15 protein-coding genes are annotated in these 16,502 nt (G+C 42.0%); 1 reads left to right on the top strand and 14 read right to left on the bottom strand.

The window, feature by feature from the left end; all coding sequences use genetic code 11:
• Positions 1-11: 11 nt before the first annotated feature.
• The 6 genes from C6347_RS04480 to C6347_RS04455 all read right to left on the bottom strand — a co-directional run bounded on the left by C6347_RS04480 (position 12) and on the right by C6347_RS04455 (position 2,926).
• A complete protein-coding gene (locus tag C6347_RS04480; RefSeq protein WP_060597219.1) occupies positions 12-419 on the bottom strand; it encodes a YueI family protein in 408 nt (135 codons plus the stop codon).
• A 27-nt stretch (positions 420-446) separates the two neighbouring features.
• A complete protein-coding gene (locus C6347_RS04475; RefSeq protein WP_106071482.1) occupies positions 447-695 on the bottom strand; it encodes a YueH family protein in 249 nt (82 codons plus the stop codon).
• Positions 696-791: 96 nt separating this feature from the next.
• Positions 792-1,013 carry a spore germination protein gene (locus C6347_RS04470; RefSeq protein ID WP_066030465.1) on the bottom strand — a complete coding sequence of 74 codons (222 nt, stop codon included), beginning with the start codon at positions 1,011-1,013 and terminating at the stop codon, positions 792-794.
• A 99-nt stretch (positions 1,014-1,112) separates the two neighbouring features.
• Entirely contained in the window at positions 1,113-1,334 is a 222-nt protein-coding gene (locus C6347_RS04465) for a spore germination protein (protein ID WP_034659837.1), read from the bottom strand.
• 66 nt (positions 1,335-1,400) lie between these two features.
• Positions 1,401-2,504, bottom strand: coding sequence for an AI-2E family transporter (locus C6347_RS04460; protein ID WP_034659839.1), 1,104 nt, complete (start codon positions 2,502-2,504; stop codon positions 1,401-1,403).
• A gap of 185 nt (positions 2,505-2,689) precedes the next feature.
• Positions 2,690-2,926 (bottom strand): YuzF family protein, encoded by a 237-nt coding sequence (locus tag C6347_RS04455; protein ID WP_003213721.1) that lies wholly within the window; start codon positions 2,924-2,926, stop codon positions 2,690-2,692.
• Positions 2,927-3,108: 182 nt separating this feature from the next.
• On the opposite strand from C6347_RS04455, the gene C6347_RS04450 reads away from it, so the two are divergent.
• Entirely contained in the window at positions 3,109-4,593 is a 1,485-nt protein-coding gene (locus C6347_RS04450; RefSeq protein ID WP_066030464.1) for an esterase/lipase family protein, read from the top strand.
• Here the strand turns inward: C6347_RS04450 and C6347_RS04445 are convergent.
• The 8 genes from C6347_RS04445 to C6347_RS04410 all read right to left on the bottom strand — a co-directional run bounded on the left by C6347_RS04445 (position 4,590) and on the right by C6347_RS04410 (position 16,117).
• The gene (locus C6347_RS04445) at positions 4,590-5,123 is read right to left on the bottom strand and encodes an HD domain-containing protein (protein WP_060597222.1); all 534 of its coding nucleotides are present in this window, start codon (positions 5,121-5,123) and stop codon (positions 4,590-4,592) included. The two genes, C6347_RS04450 and C6347_RS04445, sit on opposite strands and share 4 nt — an antisense overlap.
• Before the next feature lie 299 nt (positions 5,124-5,422).
• The gene (locus C6347_RS04440; protein ID WP_258182054.1) at positions 5,423-6,166 is read right to left on the bottom strand and encodes a (S)-benzoin forming benzil reductase; all 744 of its coding nucleotides are present in this window, start codon (positions 6,164-6,166) and stop codon (positions 5,423-5,425) included.
• A gap of 98 nt (positions 6,167-6,264) precedes the next feature.
• The gene (gene essA, locus C6347_RS04435; protein ID WP_034659843.1) at positions 6,265-6,750 is read right to left on the bottom strand and encodes a type VII secretion protein EssA; all 486 of its coding nucleotides are present in this window, start codon (positions 6,748-6,750) and stop codon (positions 6,265-6,267) included.
• On the bottom strand, positions 6,740-9,637 hold the full coding sequence (gene esaA, locus C6347_RS04430) for a type VII secretion protein EsaA (RefSeq protein ID WP_066030462.1): 2,898 nt from the start codon (positions 9,635-9,637) through the stop codon (positions 6,740-6,742). The genes essA and esaA overlap by 11 nt, the downstream gene beginning before the upstream one ends.
• Complete coding sequence (gene essC, locus C6347_RS04425) at positions 9,634-14,109, bottom strand: type VII secretion protein EssC (RefSeq protein WP_066030461.1); 4,476 nt, start codon at positions 14,107-14,109, stop codon at positions 9,634-9,636. The genes esaA and essC overlap by 4 nt, the downstream gene beginning before the upstream one ends.
• Before the next feature lie 51 nt (positions 14,110-14,160).
• Positions 14,161-15,474, bottom strand: coding sequence for a type VII secretion protein EssB (gene essB / locus C6347_RS04420; RefSeq protein ID WP_066030460.1), 1,314 nt, complete (start codon positions 15,472-15,474; stop codon positions 14,161-14,163).
• A gap of 14 nt (positions 15,475-15,488) precedes the next feature.
• On the bottom strand, positions 15,489-15,728 hold the full coding sequence (gene yukD / locus C6347_RS04415) for an ESX secretion system protein YukD (RefSeq protein ID WP_003213579.1): 240 nt from the start codon (positions 15,726-15,728) through the stop codon (positions 15,489-15,491).
• Between the two features lie 95 nt (positions 15,729-15,823).
• Positions 15,824-16,117: a WXG100 family type VII secretion target gene (locus tag C6347_RS04410; protein WP_003213769.1), complete on the bottom strand. Its 294-nt coding sequence runs from the start codon at positions 16,115-16,117 to the stop codon at positions 15,824-15,826.
• Positions 16,118-16,502 lie beyond the last annotated feature (385 nt).

Here is a 16,502-nt window from a genome sequence, read left to right as displayed (position 1 = left end):
ACTAGGGAAACCTATTCAACAGATTCGTGAGAAAAAGCCTTTTGAAGCAGCTCATCTTCTATATAGATGTGCTCTTGATTAACCGCATTCGGCAGCTCTATCACAAGACCAAAAGGAGAATGCGCCTCATAATGATTCACCACTTTAAAGGAACAACCAGCGGCATTAGCCATTTTCACATATTGAGAATATGAAGCATAGGACAACTCACCATTTAAAAGAACAGTGGCCTGACGGTTGGACTTTAATACTTGTTCGACCTCTTGATACGGTTTATTTCGTAATACCTGTCCCTTTGTCAGGGCGAGAAGTGCTCGTTCCCTTAATGAACCGAGAAACATTCTTCGTTCATCGGGCTTTGTTTCAGCATGTCCAAATATTCCTTGCTGCAAATAAAAGTCTACGGATTCTTCTTTCATCGCTGTTTTCACTCCTGGTTTTAAAATTTACATTTCTGTGACCCAGTGCACAATCTTTAGTGCAAGCTCACGGACTTCGTCTGTTTCTGCTCTTTCCATTAAGGATTGCTCGAGCGTATGGACCAGCTGCTCTTTTTCGTCCTGGTACGCAATGGATATACTCCATTCAATGTCAGGTACGGCAACAAGCGTTTTATATTCTTTTTTATTTTCATGTAAATATACATTGTAGGTCTTTGGTTGCCGGCTTGTGATGTGTGCTTTTCTAATTTTCATTTGACTCTGTTCACACCTCTTTTTTCTTCTTACATCCATATCCATTGTACCATAAAAAAAGACAGCTTCTGAAAAGGAAATCCCTTTCAAAGCTGGCTACGCATTGAAGCTCTTTTGCTGACTAATAAGATTTAAATCCCAAACAAATGTGACGTTTGGACTGTTAAAAAATTGGACGAGGTCCCCTGCATTATAGGTACCTGAACCACCGGCGGAGTAATCAACACTTTTTGGCGAAATGGGAAAAACACCGCCGAAATGTGCCGCCCCATTTCCGTACACACGATCTATATGAATAGGTTCAACAATCGCTAGCATTGCGCTACCACCTTTTCTATCCACATCATTTGCCCAGCTCAACAATACGTGTATCACAAATAAAAAAAGACAGCTGATATTTGATCACCAGCTGTCTTTCTATGCATTAAATGATTGAGGCTGGTCAAACAATGTGAAGTCCCAAAGCATCGTCGCATTAGGATCACTTGTAAGAGACATATAATCACCTGAATTAAAGGCTCCCGCCCCGCCAGTGGAGTGGTTTACAGCCAAAGGGGCAATGGCCAGTACATCACCGAAAGTAGCTGCACCGTTTCCTCCTAATGACTCGATATGAATAGGTCCAACGATTGCAGGCATCAGAATCTCCCCCTATCTGCTTATGTCAATCATCTTATGCAAAAAGGGAAAAGTTGTGCATCTGCCCTATACGTTTAAATGCTGTTCTTTACGAGACCGCTGACGCAGCTGAACCAATCTGACAATATTCAAGGTGATCGCTTTGAGCAGTGCATAGACAGGGACTGCAAAGATCATGCCAAGGATTCCCCCAAAGCTTCCTGCACCAATTAACAGCAGGATAATGGTCAAAGGGTGTGTGTTAAGGCGTTTCCCAATGATCAATGGAGAAATGACATTTCCGTCAATTTGCTGAACGACAAGAATCACAATCACTGTCACCACTGCTTTTCCAGGCGAATCAAGAAAGGCAATCAGCACAGCTGGTGCCGCGCCAAGATATGGTCCAAGGTACGGGATCACATTTGTGACCGCAATGATAATACCGAGAATAAGCGCATATTTCACACCAATTAATAAGTATCCGATAAAACAAGCCACTCCAACAAATAAACAGACAACAATCTGCCCCTGTATGTAAGCCGCAAGTGTGTCGTTTAATTCTTTAAAAATTTTCAACCCTTCCTTACGGTAAGGCATTGGCAAAAATTGAACGAGCTTGTCCGGAAACTTATGCCCGTCTTTCAGCATATAAAACAAAATGAACGGAACTGTGATAACGGCTAAGGCGATATTGGCAATCACGCCAAACACAGCAGACATACTTGAAGCGATATTTTCCGGCAAATCTTTTAATGTCGAAACGATCGTCTGTTCAAATTTTGAGACAGACACATAATCTTGGTTCATCATCCAAGTAAATGTTTTAGAATGCGAAAAGTCATTGATAAACTTCTGCATGTCCGTCACATAACCAGGGAAGCTTTTGACAAGTCCACCGACCTGCGAGACAATCACCGGTCCAGCAGCATTGACGATGAACGTGATGAGTCCAATGAACAAGAGATAAATGATCAGGATAGCGAGTGTCCTAGGAATTTTCTTGGACAAAAATCGAACAATTGGATTAAAGATGAAAAAGAGAATACCCGCCAGCAAGATGGGGACAAACAGTGTTGATGCAAATAAAATAATCGGTTGAAATAAAAACGAAACCTTAGTTGATACATAGACAATGAGTAAAACAAGTAATATTTGGAATGTCCAAAAATGAACTTTAGATTTTAACAAAGATGCTCCTCCTGTTACGTATTGATCTTATTAAAAAACTACTATTCAACCCACCTTCTGTCAACTGCTTCTTGTTTTAGAACCTCATTTTTTGAAAAAAAAAGAACAATTGGTATATCATGCACTTTTTCCAGATATACATTCAATAAGCATGAAAAAAAAGCAGACATCTATGCGTCTGCTTGTTACACTCTTTCACTGTGATCAGGCATCACCGACACGATTTGCTGGATCCGCACATAAAAAACTGATTTCGCCCCCGCTTCAATCACAATATGATCCGGCATAACTTCCTTCAATTTCCCACGCACCGTATCTTTCACTGTTTGCACAATTAATCTCATACCGACCACTTTCTGCAATGTTTGATAAACATATGGATCAACTAATGAAACAAGCTGTGGACTTCCTTGTTGTGCCATCCTACCTGCCCCTTTACTTGTGTATTTACCCACAGCGTATGCATGAACCCATGTGAATGTCACTCAGGGCAAACCCACAACATTAATACCATATTTTTACAAATAGTACGTTTTTACATTTTTAAGAAGTATAATAGATTGGTGCTGCCAACAATTTAAATCATTCGAAGAGGTGAATTGTCTTGAAAAAACTCATCTGTATTGTTGCTGTCATGCTCTTTCTATCCTCTGCAAGTTATGCGTATGCAGGCACAATTGGAGATCCACCTGGGACGCCGGGGAAGTGGTTTAAAGGAGAAGAGCCCGTTCAAAAAGACGAGTCAAAACCACCACTTGTTTTTGTTCATGGCATTAACAGCTCCTCCTCCACTTGGTCCGATCGAAACGATATGGCAAAGCAGGCTGTTCTGAACGGATACGAAAGCGCATTCATAGATTTGCATCCAGATCAGGACATGAAAAAGAACGGCAAACTATTAGCAGAAAAGCTCAAAGAAATCTATGATGCGTTTGGTAGAAAACTCATTGTGATTGGTCATAGTAAAGGCGGGGTCGATACACAGTCCGCACTGGTGTATTTCAAAGCACATCCCTATGTGGAAAAGGTCATTACTCTCGGCTCTCCTCATAACGGGACACCGCTTGCGGATCTAGCGTATAGCAAGGGCGGAAGCTGGCTCGCGCAAATTCTTGGACAAAAAAGCGACGCGCTTTATTCTTTGCAAACCGGTCTGATGGCGGCTTTTCGAAGTGAAACCGACCAGCTGGAGGCGTTTCCCAATAAATATGTCACCTACTCTGGCTCGGAATGGGGAACATTTGGCGGTGTGCTGTATTTAGGCGGCATGTATTTAAAGAGCTTTGGTGCAAATGATGGCGCCGTCACGGTAAACAGCACAAGACTATCGTATGCAAACAATATTTTAACAGGAAAATGGGATCATCATTCAATCAAAAACGGCACAAGTATGTTTCCTGTGTTCCAGCATCAGCTTCTGGCAAATGTCGCAAGCGCTGAAAATGAAAATAAAGAGGAACAAGAGCCCGTTTCTGCTGAGCTGAATACAGATGTTTATGTGAAAGGTGGAGAAAGTGAAAAGGATAAAACAGAAGCGTTCTATGTAGAGGAAGGAACGAATGGCTTATCGATTCAGTGGTTAAATGAAAGGCAGGAGACGCGGCCAGAAATCATCGCCCCAAATGGAGACGTCTTAACAAACCTTAAGACATCGGAAGCATCTTTCCCATATGAAGGCGCATATTCACACCATGTGCAAATCAATAAGCCCGTTCCTGGAAAATGGACGATTCGATCGAATTCAGGCAAAAAGGCTCCTTATCTGCTGCTTGTATCCTTTGATTCACCATTAAATGAAGAAATTAAAGCAGCTGCATCGAAGTCAGGGGATGCATCGACCCATTCAAGCGGTCTGATTAAACGGTTAAGCAAATCAGTGGAAACCAATTACTTTAAAGATGCACAAAAGGATCATCCACTGAAAACAAGTACCTCATCAGCCATTCAATTGAAAAAAGAAGGTGCTTATTCCGTCACGGTGCATTACACCGGACTCACTACGTCAGGAACATCTGCGTTTAACCGTACCGTTATTCGCACGTTGTATGTCGATCAGCACGGAACGATTCATGGAGATATTCCATACTAAACAGAGCGTTTCATGGGCTGGAGTGCCTGCTGCACTTTCTGATCCAAATCGGCAATCTTTTTCATTGCCAATGATTCGTCTATTTGTCTGTAATGGTGGTGTCCGCCAGGCTCTTCATCCATTTCATCTGCTTTCTTCACAATTTGCTGGAGTGTGTCCTTATGGAGGTCGCCCTCTGGCAAATATGAATCCGTATGAAGCAGAATCGCAAGTGCAATATCTTTGGCTGCTTTTGGTTCCTCCCCGAGCCGTATGAGCAGTTTGTGTGCCCGCTCTGCACCTTTAATGGCATGAATGTCATTTCTTCTATATGTCTCGTAATCCCATTCTCCGCCGGCTGTATACCATTCATAGTGGCCGATATCATGCAAGAGTGCTGCTTTCACAGCCAGATCTGGGTTAATTCCCGCCTGCATCGCCAGCTTGAATGCGTGATAAGCACAAGCAATCGCATGGGCTTTTCCTGAACGATTTAAATACTTTTGAGCAACTGGATGGGTGTAAACATCCATTAATGTAACCTTTCTCATGGAAACCCCTCCTTATCTATATTTTTAGCATCCTAACATATTCTGAAAAGAAACTCAAATGTTCTGTTATATTTTCTATGAGTCTCAAGATTAGCTTATGTCAAATCAGCTGGTTTTGCTTGTACAAGACGAAAAAAGCAGTCGTTATGACTGCTTTTTTCGTCTTGTACAGCGTGATATGAAAACCCTTGAAGTCTAGGAAGGCCGAGTACTGGCGCGGAGCGAATTTGAGATTCGTGAGCACCGGCACGCAGGACAGACACCGAATGCGAGGATTTGTCTTCACGCTGCTACAGTCGTTATGACTGCTTTTTCACATACTCACGTGCATCGTATACGCATCCGCCAGCTGGATCATCCGCTAAAAGATCGAGCAAAATATCTGCGACTTCATCTGGACTCTTCAGCGTGCCTGTTTCATATAATTGCTGAAAACGGTCAATTTGTTCGAAGTCCTGTTTTGATGACTTCCGAATCTCCCTCTGCATATCTGTATCAATGGTGCCGGGGGAAAATGAAAACGTGTTGATTGGATACGCCTCGTCCTGCTGTTCCTCATGCAAAGTCCTCATAAACATATCAAGTCCTGCCTTTGAGCTGCAATACGCACTCCAGCCTTTATAAGGGTTTTTCGCCGCTCCAGAAGAAAGGTGAACGATCGTTTTCTTTCCGCTATATGATTGAGTCTGCTTGGTAAAAACATGGCTCAGCAAAACAGGGATGACAAGATTCAACGTATAATGCTGATGAAGCGTATCCTGTCCGCCTTGCCCCACACGTTTGATAGGTGTCACCATGCCTGCATTATTGACGAATAAGATGTCATCAGCAGCTGCCAGTGTTTGCGGCGTGAGACTATCTTGAAGCCATTTGGCTGCTGCTTTCTCATCTGTCAGGTCGACCTGTGTATGTGTGAGCTCCGGATGGTAAATCGGCGATGCACTTCTTGCTGCCGTATACACATGGTCCCCGCGTGAAAGCAGCCGGTTCACAAGTGCTAGACCAAATCCTTTTGATCCGCCTGTAACGATTGAAATTCGAATGACAATCTCCTCCCTTGATAACACTATTTTACGTAGTGGAACGGTATGACATCAAGCAATCTGCATAAGAAAAGCCTGCCTCTTTTCAAAGAGACAGGCTATTTCTTTTCAGCCTTCACATTCACCTTAGGAATCAGAATGAACATCACGACAATGCCAAAGACGATTAAGAAACCAAAGATGATGGGAAGCAGTGCTGATGTCTGCTTCTTGTGATCATCGCCAGAAGGTGCTGATACAGCGGCATCACGAAAAGAGATATTCATCTCTTCCATCATGTGAGCTGATGTTTTGGGCGGGTTCTCTTTTAGATCACTGAAAAGCTGCGGAGAAAGAGACCCTCCCGGAGTTTTAGGCGGTTCAGCAAAATGAATGTCTGTTTTGACTGTTGATGTCTTTTTGCTTTGTTCGTATTTCGTTTGATCCCTCAATATACTTGAGTTAATATTGAGTTCTTTTTCCTGATATTCATTCGGCTTGACATTTGTATCCGTATCTTCACCAGCAGCGAAAGCAGCAGGAATGAGGAGAAAAAGGGACATGACACCAAGTGCCACCCCTTTCACGAACAGATTAAGCCTCATGAGTCACATCACGTTCCTCCGTTTTATCTTTCCATAGCTTTGTCACAAGCGGGATGGCCATGAAGAGGACAGTTAAAATCACTAATCCTATAACACCCATTCCAAAGTGATCTCCATTTCCATATTGGATGGATAGGTACACGTCTGTCACTGGATTTGTGAAATAGAAATTCGGCATCACCAAATCAATTAATGGTGCGACAAAGAAGAAAATAAGCGCCGTTGCTGCCATCCATCCGGCAATAGAGCCGAAAAGGAACGCCGTGCGAATAAAGGCGGAACAAGCCACTAATAGTAAAATCGTGAAAATGGACCACTGAATCGCTTGATCATCTGCAAGCTTGTAAATGTTCAGTCCAAACAAGCTGATCATGAGTCCGACTAATAGATTTAAGATGCCAAACAGTGCACCTTTAACCAGCATCGGAGCTGCCGCATAATACGAGCTGAAAAAGCCAATTAACAAACTACTGATCATCACAATGACCAAAATGACCACTGGCGGTACCGTCTGCGTTTTTTCTTCTGGCACATCACCGCTGATTTTCAGCGGATTGGCTAAGTGGTTATACACATAGTTGCTGTTGCCTTGATCACTCAATGTGTTTCCTAAAATACCTTTCAAATCTTGCTGAACAAGCTTCGTAGAGTTGACATTCTTGCTCCAGTTTTCATTCAGCGTATCCGCTTTTTCTTGAACTGTTGTCACACTCTCTTCAATGTTATTCGTATAATCCGCCACCCCTTTTTGGCGGTCGGTTAACGAACTCATATTTTCAGAAAGACGAAGCACTTCCTGACCAATTGAATCCTGTGCACTGACAACAATTGAACTGCCTGCAAGGTCTGCCGTATACACTGCATCTCCTTGATCAGCCATTTGCTCCGCAACATTGTCCGCACTTTCAGAGATTGTATTTAATTCCTGTTCCATGCTTGCCTGCTGAGTCGAAATGTATTCTGCATAGCCATCTGAAAACTTCTGCATCTCATCAATAAAAGTAGACACATCATCGTTTGACGTCAGCATCTGGTTTTTGAGCGTATCCCAGTTTTCTGTTTCCTCTTTTTTGATGGAGAGGATGGACTGGATTTTCTCTTCTTTTGTGTCTAGTAGAGAAGAGTTATTAGATGGTTGATAGACATTTGCAATCATCAGCTCTAGCTGGGAGAGTTGATTGGAATAGTCCATTAATTTTTTAGTTCTTGTTGAATTTGTTTCAAATTTTTTCTCAAAAAGGTTATCATTAAAGGCTTCACCAATCGGTGAGTTTCTGCGCTTCAGCTCTTTTACTTTGCTTAAAATAGAGGATTCCTGATTTTTGATTTCATTTGGAATCACATTATATCGATCTTGTAACCATAGGAACATCTTTTCAAACTTTTCTACTTTTTTCGTAAGGCTCTCAAGCTCTTTACTCATTTGACTCACTTTATCTTTCAATTCGTCATTATGAGCGGTAGCTTTTTCTTGAATTTTCTTTTTCACTTCTTCTAAACGAGTAGAGAGTGCTTTAAGGTCATCCTGAGATGAATTCGTGCTGCCGGTATCTGGCTGAGCAGGATTTTCATCGCCTTCACCTTCTTTGCCATCTTCAGTAGAAGGCGGCGTCTCCTGTTCTCCTAATTCATCTGCAAGGTTGTTCATTTCTGTTGAAATTTGCGAGAGCTCATTTGTTTCTTCATCTAGGTTAATCCCAATCTCTTCTGGTTTTTCATTATCTTGATCTGATGGCCCGTCATCATCAGAGTCAACTGGACGCTCAGGCTCATCCATCAACTCTTGCCGTTTAGCCAATAGCTTCGTTTGCAAGGCTGATATCTTATTTCGATAGTCTTTTAAGTAACGATCTTCATACTTTTTAATCAGTTCTTCTTGAGACGCCATCACAAGATCCGTTAATCCCGTTGCTTGCTTAGGAATGGCGTCCTCTCTTGACTTTTGAACAGATTGAATGGCGCTGTCAGTTGTGTTCAGCTGACTTTGTACCCCGTTGATGTCTGTTTTTAGTCCGCCCATTTGATCACTAAAGCTGCGGGCATTTTGGTTTTGAATATCAGCAAGCTGTTTGAGCCCTTGCTGGATTTGTTTTTGACTTGTCGATTGCGCTTTGATCAAGAGGTCCTTTTGTTTGTCTTGATACTGCTGGTATTGATCGACTGCTTTCACAAAGTCCTTTAACTGGTTCTTTGCTTCTTCTGTTGTACTCAAACCGTCTTTATACTGTTTCTGTGAATCGGTCATCGCATTTTTTAATTCTTCTATTTGTTTCTTCTGCTGCTGAACGGCATCTGATAATTTGTTTGAGTTCGGCTTATAGAAGTTATACATCGTGTTTTGGAATTCGACTTCTTTGCCGACAATATGCTCAAACTCTTCTCTAACATTGCCGATTTCCTGTGATACAAAACTCCAGTATAACGTTGACATCTGTTCATTCATTTTCTTTTGCGCATTTTCCAGCTCTCTTTGCACTTTCTCTTTATTGACTGAATTGAGCTGATCTTGAATGGAAAATTGAATGGATGCCTTTTCAGGGTGGTCTTTATCATAGCTGAGCACATTTTTAGAGAAATCAGACGGAATATAGAGGACAGCGTCATACTTTCTGTTTTTCAGTCCATTTTCCGCCGCACTGCGATTCACTACGGTCCATGTATAATCTGGACGCTCTGATAATGCTGCCACGACATCCTGTCCGAAACGAGCGGTGTTTTCACTTTCGCTCGCTCCCATATCTTCATTGACCACAGCAATATTACGTGTGGCATTCTTTTTCTGTTTTGCCGGGTCATCTCCAATGAGGTGGAAAAATAAAATCGGCAGAACAAGAATCAATATCATGGTCGATACGATTTTGATGGAGCTTTTTTGCTGCTCTGTCATTGAACACTCTTCCTTTCTACCGCACATAAAGGAACCTGGATTTTCTTCTCTTTCCCGTTTTCAACCAAATACCCGAACCCTGGCTGAATATCTGGTTCTTGTCTTGCATATGGAAGCGGTATGATGTTTTGCTCTGATTTTTTCATGAGTAACATGGCATGACGAACTTGTTTGATTTCGTTTGTGAGTGCATCATAGCCTTTACTGAATTCGGTATGATTCCCTGATGCGATCAGGCTAAAGCCTAGGTGTGCATATGACTTCATGAAATCAGCCAATTGATCTTGAAGACGCGGATCGATCGTCTGCTGAAAACGCGTAATGCCATCAATCACAAGCACAATTTGAGGGAACGACAACTGATCGGTCTCTCCCCTGCGTACAGCTTCGACGTACATCTCTTCCCGCACCTTGAATAAACGGTCTATTTCCTCTGCCCATTCGGTAATATCATCCTTTGTTTCAAGGTAATCGATATTCTCTTCCTTTGCATAATGGGAAAGACCCCGATCAATCGAATCAAACACGGCCAGTTTCTCAGGTTTTGCTGCTAAAAGCTGATCAAGCATCAGTTTTGTCACATTTGTTTTCCCTCGCTGCGTTTGACCGATGATGAGGCAGTGTTTATTCTTTTTCAAGTCAAAGTAAACAGGTGCAACAGATTCCTCATCTAGTCCGACTGGAATGTCATACGGCTGTTTTTGTTCTTCTAAACGACTCTCTAGCTCCCAAATGGTCAGTTTATCAGGAAGCATTGGCACAGGCTTTGGTTTTTCAGCTGTTTCAAAGCGATCATGAAGAAACTGTATCTCTTCTTTCAAATGCTCAAACAGTTCGAGATCGTTCTCTCCTTCAACTGGCAGGAACATTTGCGCAAAGTAAAGCTCTTCTTTGTTGATAATGACTCGTCCTGGAATCGGTTCTAAGCTGAATTTCGGTCTGCCAATAATCGAATACGCCTCTCCTTGATCCATTAAATAATGGACAACCTTTGTTTTCAAGTTGTTCATAAGAGATTGGCGGACTGCGTTTACCCGAGTCGCTGTAATCAAGAAGTAAATTCCTAATGATTGTCCATCACGGCTCAGCTGGATAAATTCAGATTCAAGTTCATGCATTTCGTCTTTGACAATGTCAAAGTTGTCGATCACGATGAAAATGAACGGGAGCTTTTTCTCATTTAAGGCGTTGTACATTTTGATATGACTCATTTCTTGCTGCCTGAACAACCGTTTGCGGTATTCAACCTCTTCCCGCAGACGCGTCATCGACTTTTGAATCTTTCTCATTTGATCCATTAAGAAATAATCCGCCGTGTGCGGCAGCTTGGCTAACGGAAGCAATGTCCCGTTTCCGAAGTCATAAATATACGCATGCCATTCTTCAGGTGAATATCTCTCCGCAAAACTCATGAGCAGTGTTGTCGCAGCAAGTGATTTGCCGTAGCCGGAGGAACCGAAGATTCCAATGTTCCCATCTTCCATCATTTGATAAGAAAGTGGATGCTGGCTTTGCTGATCTGGCTCATCGACAAGCGCAAAATGGAAGACATGCTCTTCACTCGACGCATAACGTGATTTTGGAATCCGTTCTTCAAGCGGTGGAAGCCATGGACTTGGGAGCTTCTCAATCCCAAGCTCCTGCTGCATACGTTCAATTTCATCCACAACAGCAGAAATCTCCGATACTGTCTCTTTCTTCACTGCCGGCTCTGTGCTTACCCCTGATAACGGAATGAGTCCAGTATCTGTCACAATGGCAATGTCATCTTCTGATCCGTAGCCATCTTCCATATAAGGCGCACCGCTCCAAGCTGATTGGAACAATTCATAAATTTCATTGTTCCCCACTTGTAAGTAGCCGCGGCCTGTAACGGTAATGGACGCCGCATCACTATTTTTCAAAATTTCCTTACTGTCTGACGCATCTTGTACTTTTAGTGCCACCTTAAAGCGGGAGTTACTCCAAATTTGATCATCGATGACTCCGCCTGGCTTTTGTGTAGCCAAAATGAGATGGACCCCGAGGCTTCGGCCGATACGTGCAGCACTGACAAGCTCCCTGATAAAGTCCGGCTCTTCACTTTTTAATTCAGCAAACTCATCAGAGATTAAGAATAAATGAGGCATTGCCTGTTCAGCCTTTTTCTCCTTATAGAGCTTCGTATAATCATTGATGTGATTCACATGATATTGATCAAACAACCGTTGTCTTTTCTTCAATTCACTTTTAATTGAGGCAAGCGCTCTTTCACTAAAGTTTTTGCTGCCTTCAATATTGGTGATGGTGCCAAGTAAATGAGGAATATTTCGGAACGGCTGCGCCATTCCGCCTCCTTTATAGTCAATCAATAGGAAAGCGACTTCATGTGGATGAAAGTGTACAGCGAGCGATAAAATGTACGTCTGTAAAAATTCACTTTTCCCTGATCCTGTTGTTCCCGCCAACAGGCCGTGCGGACCGTGTGCTTTTTCATGCAGATTCAGATCCACAATGTCATTTTTCCCTTTATAACCGATTGGCACAGATAGTGATTTGGCCGTTTCCGATGTGAGCCATTTTTCACGAATGCCAATGTCGTCTACCTGTTTGGCATGAAAAAGATCAAGGAAGGAGACCGTTTCAGGAATCGAGTTGGTCATTCCAACTTGATGATCTAATGTTCTCAGTGTTCTGGCAAACAGCTCATTGTCCCCGCGCTCATGTGTATCAAGCTGAAATGGAATTCGGACGGCTTTCTTGTGCTGAATGAGAATATCTCCTTCTTCTTCGTTAATATAACGGACAAGCGTCGAGATATTTTCAGCTAAGCTTTCCTTTGTTTCAGCAGCAAAGATAATTGAGATGCCAAGGTCAGTCCGGCTGCCTTCTAAATATTCTAAAATCACATGTTCAGCAATAAGCTCGTGATTTGTCACGATAAACACAAAGTGAGGCGTAAAGATTTTTTTCTCTTTTTCTTCTTCTAAATCACGCTCACGTAAAATTTCATAAATCGAGGACAACAGCTGATCGCGTGTTTGTTCGTTGTAAATAAACCCTTTGCCGTATGTATGAGGCAGCTGGAAATGCGGAAGCCATTTCATCCATTCCCAATTCTCATACTCCTGCTCATGAAAAATAAAGACAAATCTCAAATCGTGATAGCTGTGCGAGAAAGCAAGCTGTCCGACAAGTTGATGAAGCTCCTTTTTCACAATGGCTGGCTTTCCAATCAAGCCTGTTGGGCCATCTGCAAGACCAAATGTAATGGGTACATCCTTCACTTCACGATAGACCTGTTGCATGTGCTGCGTTTGTTCCATTAAGTCATCCATGTCACGATTGGCCATATCGCCACCGCTCATCGATAATTCATAGCTTGATGGGACTGCACCCGTCCCAAGACGCAGCTGCAAGAAATCGTCACTCACAAGTGTTTTTTCCCAAATCCGGCCGCTAATTTCTGACGTTAAGTACTTCATTTGTTCAAATGACGGATAATGATACGTCAAAATATATTGCTGGCGGTCGTAGAGCTCTTGCAGCTCTTTTCGTTTATTTTCTAAGTATAGAGAATAGACTCGCTGCCGTTTCTCTTCCCGTCTTTTGCGTTGTGATTTCTCTTTAAAGTATTGAACGGACGATGTGATTAAGGTCATGATAAACATCGCCATCGACACGACAATAAAGATCCCGCGCGGCTGGACAAGAGCGACAATTCCCATCACAAGGAGCATCACAAGCGGCGGAAGGACAACAAGCCAAAGCCCTCTGCTGTTATTTTCACTCTCCTGCGAAGGAAAGCTAAAGGATACCCGGTCATCTGGCAGGTCATAAATTAAACGAGGTGTTCGTCTATATAAAGGATATTTTTGTTTTGTTTCTGTGCTTGGTGCTTTTGTTTTTTCCAAACGTGTTTGAAATGGTTCATATGCAGTCACCTGCAATAAATCATCATCTTTCAATGTCACCGTTAGAAAGTTCCAGAACAGTTCATCTCCAGTATAAACCTTCTCTGGACCATGGATTTTTTTCCCGTTCACATAAATCGTCTCGTCCTGAGGCATGACATACCAAGTTCCTTCGATTTTCTCCAAAGTAAACTGGCTCGCATCTTGAAACATGGAATGCGCTTGTTCTTTCCACACATCAATACCATCTTTTTCCTCACGTGAAAAAGACAGCTCGACTCTATTTCCTAGGTAATAAATGTGTTGGTCATGATGTGCTTCCATTAACATAAGTGTAAGTGATCCAAGTTTATATGGTTCATGTAGAAGTAATGTGCCTTTCTTCCCTTCACCCTGATAAATGGAAAAGCCATCATTCGGTTCATCGGGAGATAAACGGATGACCCCTTCATCAAACGAAAGTGTAGGGATTGTCACCGTATGCTCTATTTCAGGTCCAATCACAGCTTCTCGATTGAACTGCTCGTCTAAACGGACGGTTTGATAATCCTCCTCATAAAAAACCCAAAGAAGACTCAAACGCTCCACCTCCTCATGGGACAGCAGCAACTGTCAGTTGTATCGAAAGAATTATTTTTTCTCATCTTTTTTCGTCTGAGAGGTTTTCTTTTTCGCTTCAGATTCTTTCTCTTTTTTCTCTTGATCGGCTTTTGACTGCTCTTTTTGTTCAGCTGTTTCATCTGTTTGGCTTGCGCCCGAGGAGTCGTTGGTGCTTGTCTCCGTTGTTTCTTTTTCTTCATATTTCGCCATTTCCTTAATAATCGGGTCTAGCTGTTTTTGTTTTTCTTCTGCAGTAAGACTGTCATCGTTTTGAATGTCATTGCGGTAGGCGACGAGTGCCGTGAATATGTACCGGTCATCTCCAAGTACACGTGCAATATCAAGTGCTTCCTTGCTATTGCCTTGTCCAATATGAATCCAGAAAAGGAAATATTGCGGATCAGTCTGTAATGTGTATGTATCTGTGATTTCTTTTTTATGCTGATCGAGTAACAGGTTGCCTTGATTCGTTTGTACATACGAAATGGCCAGTTCATATTGAAGAGAGACCGGCATTTGATTGGCTGAATATTTTTCTAACGTATCCACCACTTGGCTGTACTGTTTGTTGAGATAATATTTGTTTGCCTCGACATACGCTTCTTGTTTCGGCATCGCAAAAAAGAAGGTGTAAATGGTGTACACCAATGCCGGGATTAATAGGACAAGCAGACCTAGTCCGATATATCGTTCGATCTTCCATTTCTTTTTCGGAATGGTTAATAGCGTTTTCTCTTTCGTTTCAATCGCTTCGATTTTTTGCTGAGTGAGGGCAGACAATTCTTCCAGCGACTGCGTTTCAACGATTTCTTTTGCCAGTTCAGATAGTTTCAGCGTCTCACTGTATGCCACATATTCCTGAAACTGATATTCATGGTCCACCACTCGAAGAATGACGGCTTTGACTTCTTTTAATAAACGATGTTCATCCGTTTCATATGGCGGGATGCTTTCTTTGACGCCGTAATGCAAAAATGCAGGAGCTAAGCCTTGATGAAAAACAATGTTTTCAGGAGAAACAATAGGATGCAGCCGCTTCACGTCGTGTTTGCACACTGCATCGACAAGCTGGTATGAAAAAATCCATTTGCTTTTTTCATCCTTTGCATGGATGAAACGAAATTCCTGATAGGCAGGAGGCGGTTGAATAGAAATGATGACCTCATCTTCAGTTAATTGAATCTCTTTTTTGAATGAAGGATTGATGTCTTTGATCGGTGCCGCTTCTAAACCGTCTAAGAGTTTAATTGTCTCTCTTTGAAAAATGAAGCTGTAGGTGCCACCCTCTTTTTTCATCACTGCTTCTAATTGTTCTTCTAAATAGGAACTCTTTTTATCTGCCATTTACAAAAGTCCTTTCATAGTATTTCCAGCCTGTCTCCTGTGGTGATTCCACAGTCTGACAGCTTATATTCGCCTGAAAACACAGCTTTCTTATTGACTACTCGCACCCAGCCGCCTTCTCGCTTAGGAAGTGAGATTTGTTTTGCCTGCCAGGCGATATGGATGACTTGTTTAATATGTAAATAATTTGATAGTCTCAAATCAAACACACTGCCATCATAATTTTTTAAGTCGATGGTAATATCGATATACACAAATTTCCACCTCACAAAATAGAAAGAGCGCCGGCATCCATTGACACACTCGGCGCTTTTTCTGCTTTTCACACTTAGAAAGGAAATCCCTTTGATTAGCCGCGGATTTGGCTTGCGATGTCTTGGTCAGTGCTTTCAAGTGTATTTGCCGTTTGATCAAGCTGATTGCTGACATCTGTTAATAGATCAGACATTTTGATGAATGAAGGCTTTAACTGCTCGTATTGATCAGCAAATGCTTCACTAGAAGCACCTTCCCACATTCCTTTTAAATCAGAGATCATTCTATTTAGACGATCAACTTGGTTTAACACTTCTTGACTTTCAACACCATATTGCTTAGCGGTCGCTCTTAGTTCTTCTGGGGTTACGCGAATAATTCCTGACATATTCCTCATTACCTCCCGTGCATAGCCGCCATATAATGGGCTAATCCACTTATTTTTTGACGTTATTATTATAAAAACAGAAATGATACACAGTCAAACAAATCTGTTTTTATTTTACAAAATGAGTCTATGGAATTACTGTTTTTTCGCTTTTTATCTAGTATTTAACATTTTTTTGGTCATATATTCTTAATAAGTGTAGACACACTTCACTGAATCTTTCCGCCTATTGATTTATTACTACGTTATTATTGTACTATTTCTTTTTCGCCTACTTTTAGCATCGATGCGCTCGCTTCTCAGAGCGATCTCTTTTTTAAATTTATGGCATTTTGTTATTGATTTACGTACCTCTTTCTCTTCATAATGTAAGTACGTGAAATAT

Origin of the sequence: Bacillus sp. NMTD17 (assembly GCF_002998735.1) — a bacterium.
In the GTDB taxonomy this organism is placed as follows: Bacteria; Bacillota; Bacilli; order Bacillales; family Bacillaceae; genus Bacillus.
This window is presented reverse-complemented; position numbering and strand designations above follow the sequence as displayed.

What these genes read in the sequence shown, in the direction of transcription:
- C6347_RS04480 (WP_060597219.1), bottom strand. Translation starts at nt 419, where the DNA reads ATGAAAGAAGAATCCGTAGACTTTTATTTGCAGCAAGGAATATTTGGA.
- C6347_RS04475 (WP_106071482.1), bottom strand. Translation starts at nt 695, where the DNA reads ATGAAAATTAGAAAAGCACACATCACAAGCCGGCAACCAAAGACCTAC.
- C6347_RS04470 (WP_066030465.1), bottom strand. Translation starts at nt 1,013, where the DNA reads ATGCTAGCGATTGTTGAACCTATTCATATAGATCGTGTGTACGGAAAT.
- C6347_RS04465 (WP_034659837.1), bottom strand. Translation starts at nt 1,334, where the DNA reads ATGCCTGCAATCGTTGGACCTATTCATATCGAGTCATTAGGAGGAAAC.
- C6347_RS04455 (WP_003213721.1), bottom strand. Translation starts at nt 2,926, where the DNA reads ATGGCACAACAAGGAAGTCCACAGCTTGTTTCATTAGTTGATCCATAT.
- C6347_RS04445 (WP_060597222.1), bottom strand. Translation starts at nt 5,123, where the DNA reads ATGAGAAAGGTTACATTAATGGATGTTTACACCCATCCAGTTGCTCAA.
- essA (WP_034659843.1), bottom strand. Translation starts at nt 6,750, where the DNA reads ATGAGGCTTAATCTGTTCGTGAAAGGGGTGGCACTTGGTGTCATGTCC.
- esaA (WP_066030462.1), bottom strand. Translation starts at nt 9,637, where the DNA reads ATGACAGAGCAGCAAAAAAGCTCCATCAAAATCGTATCGACCATGATA.
- essB (WP_066030460.1), bottom strand. Translation starts at nt 15,474, where the DNA reads ATGGCAGATAAAAAGAGTTCCTATTTAGAAGAACAATTAGAAGCAGTG.
- C6347_RS04410 (WP_003213769.1), bottom strand. Translation starts at nt 16,117, where the DNA reads ATGTCAGGAATTATTCGCGTAACCCCAGAAGAACTAAGAGCGACCGCT.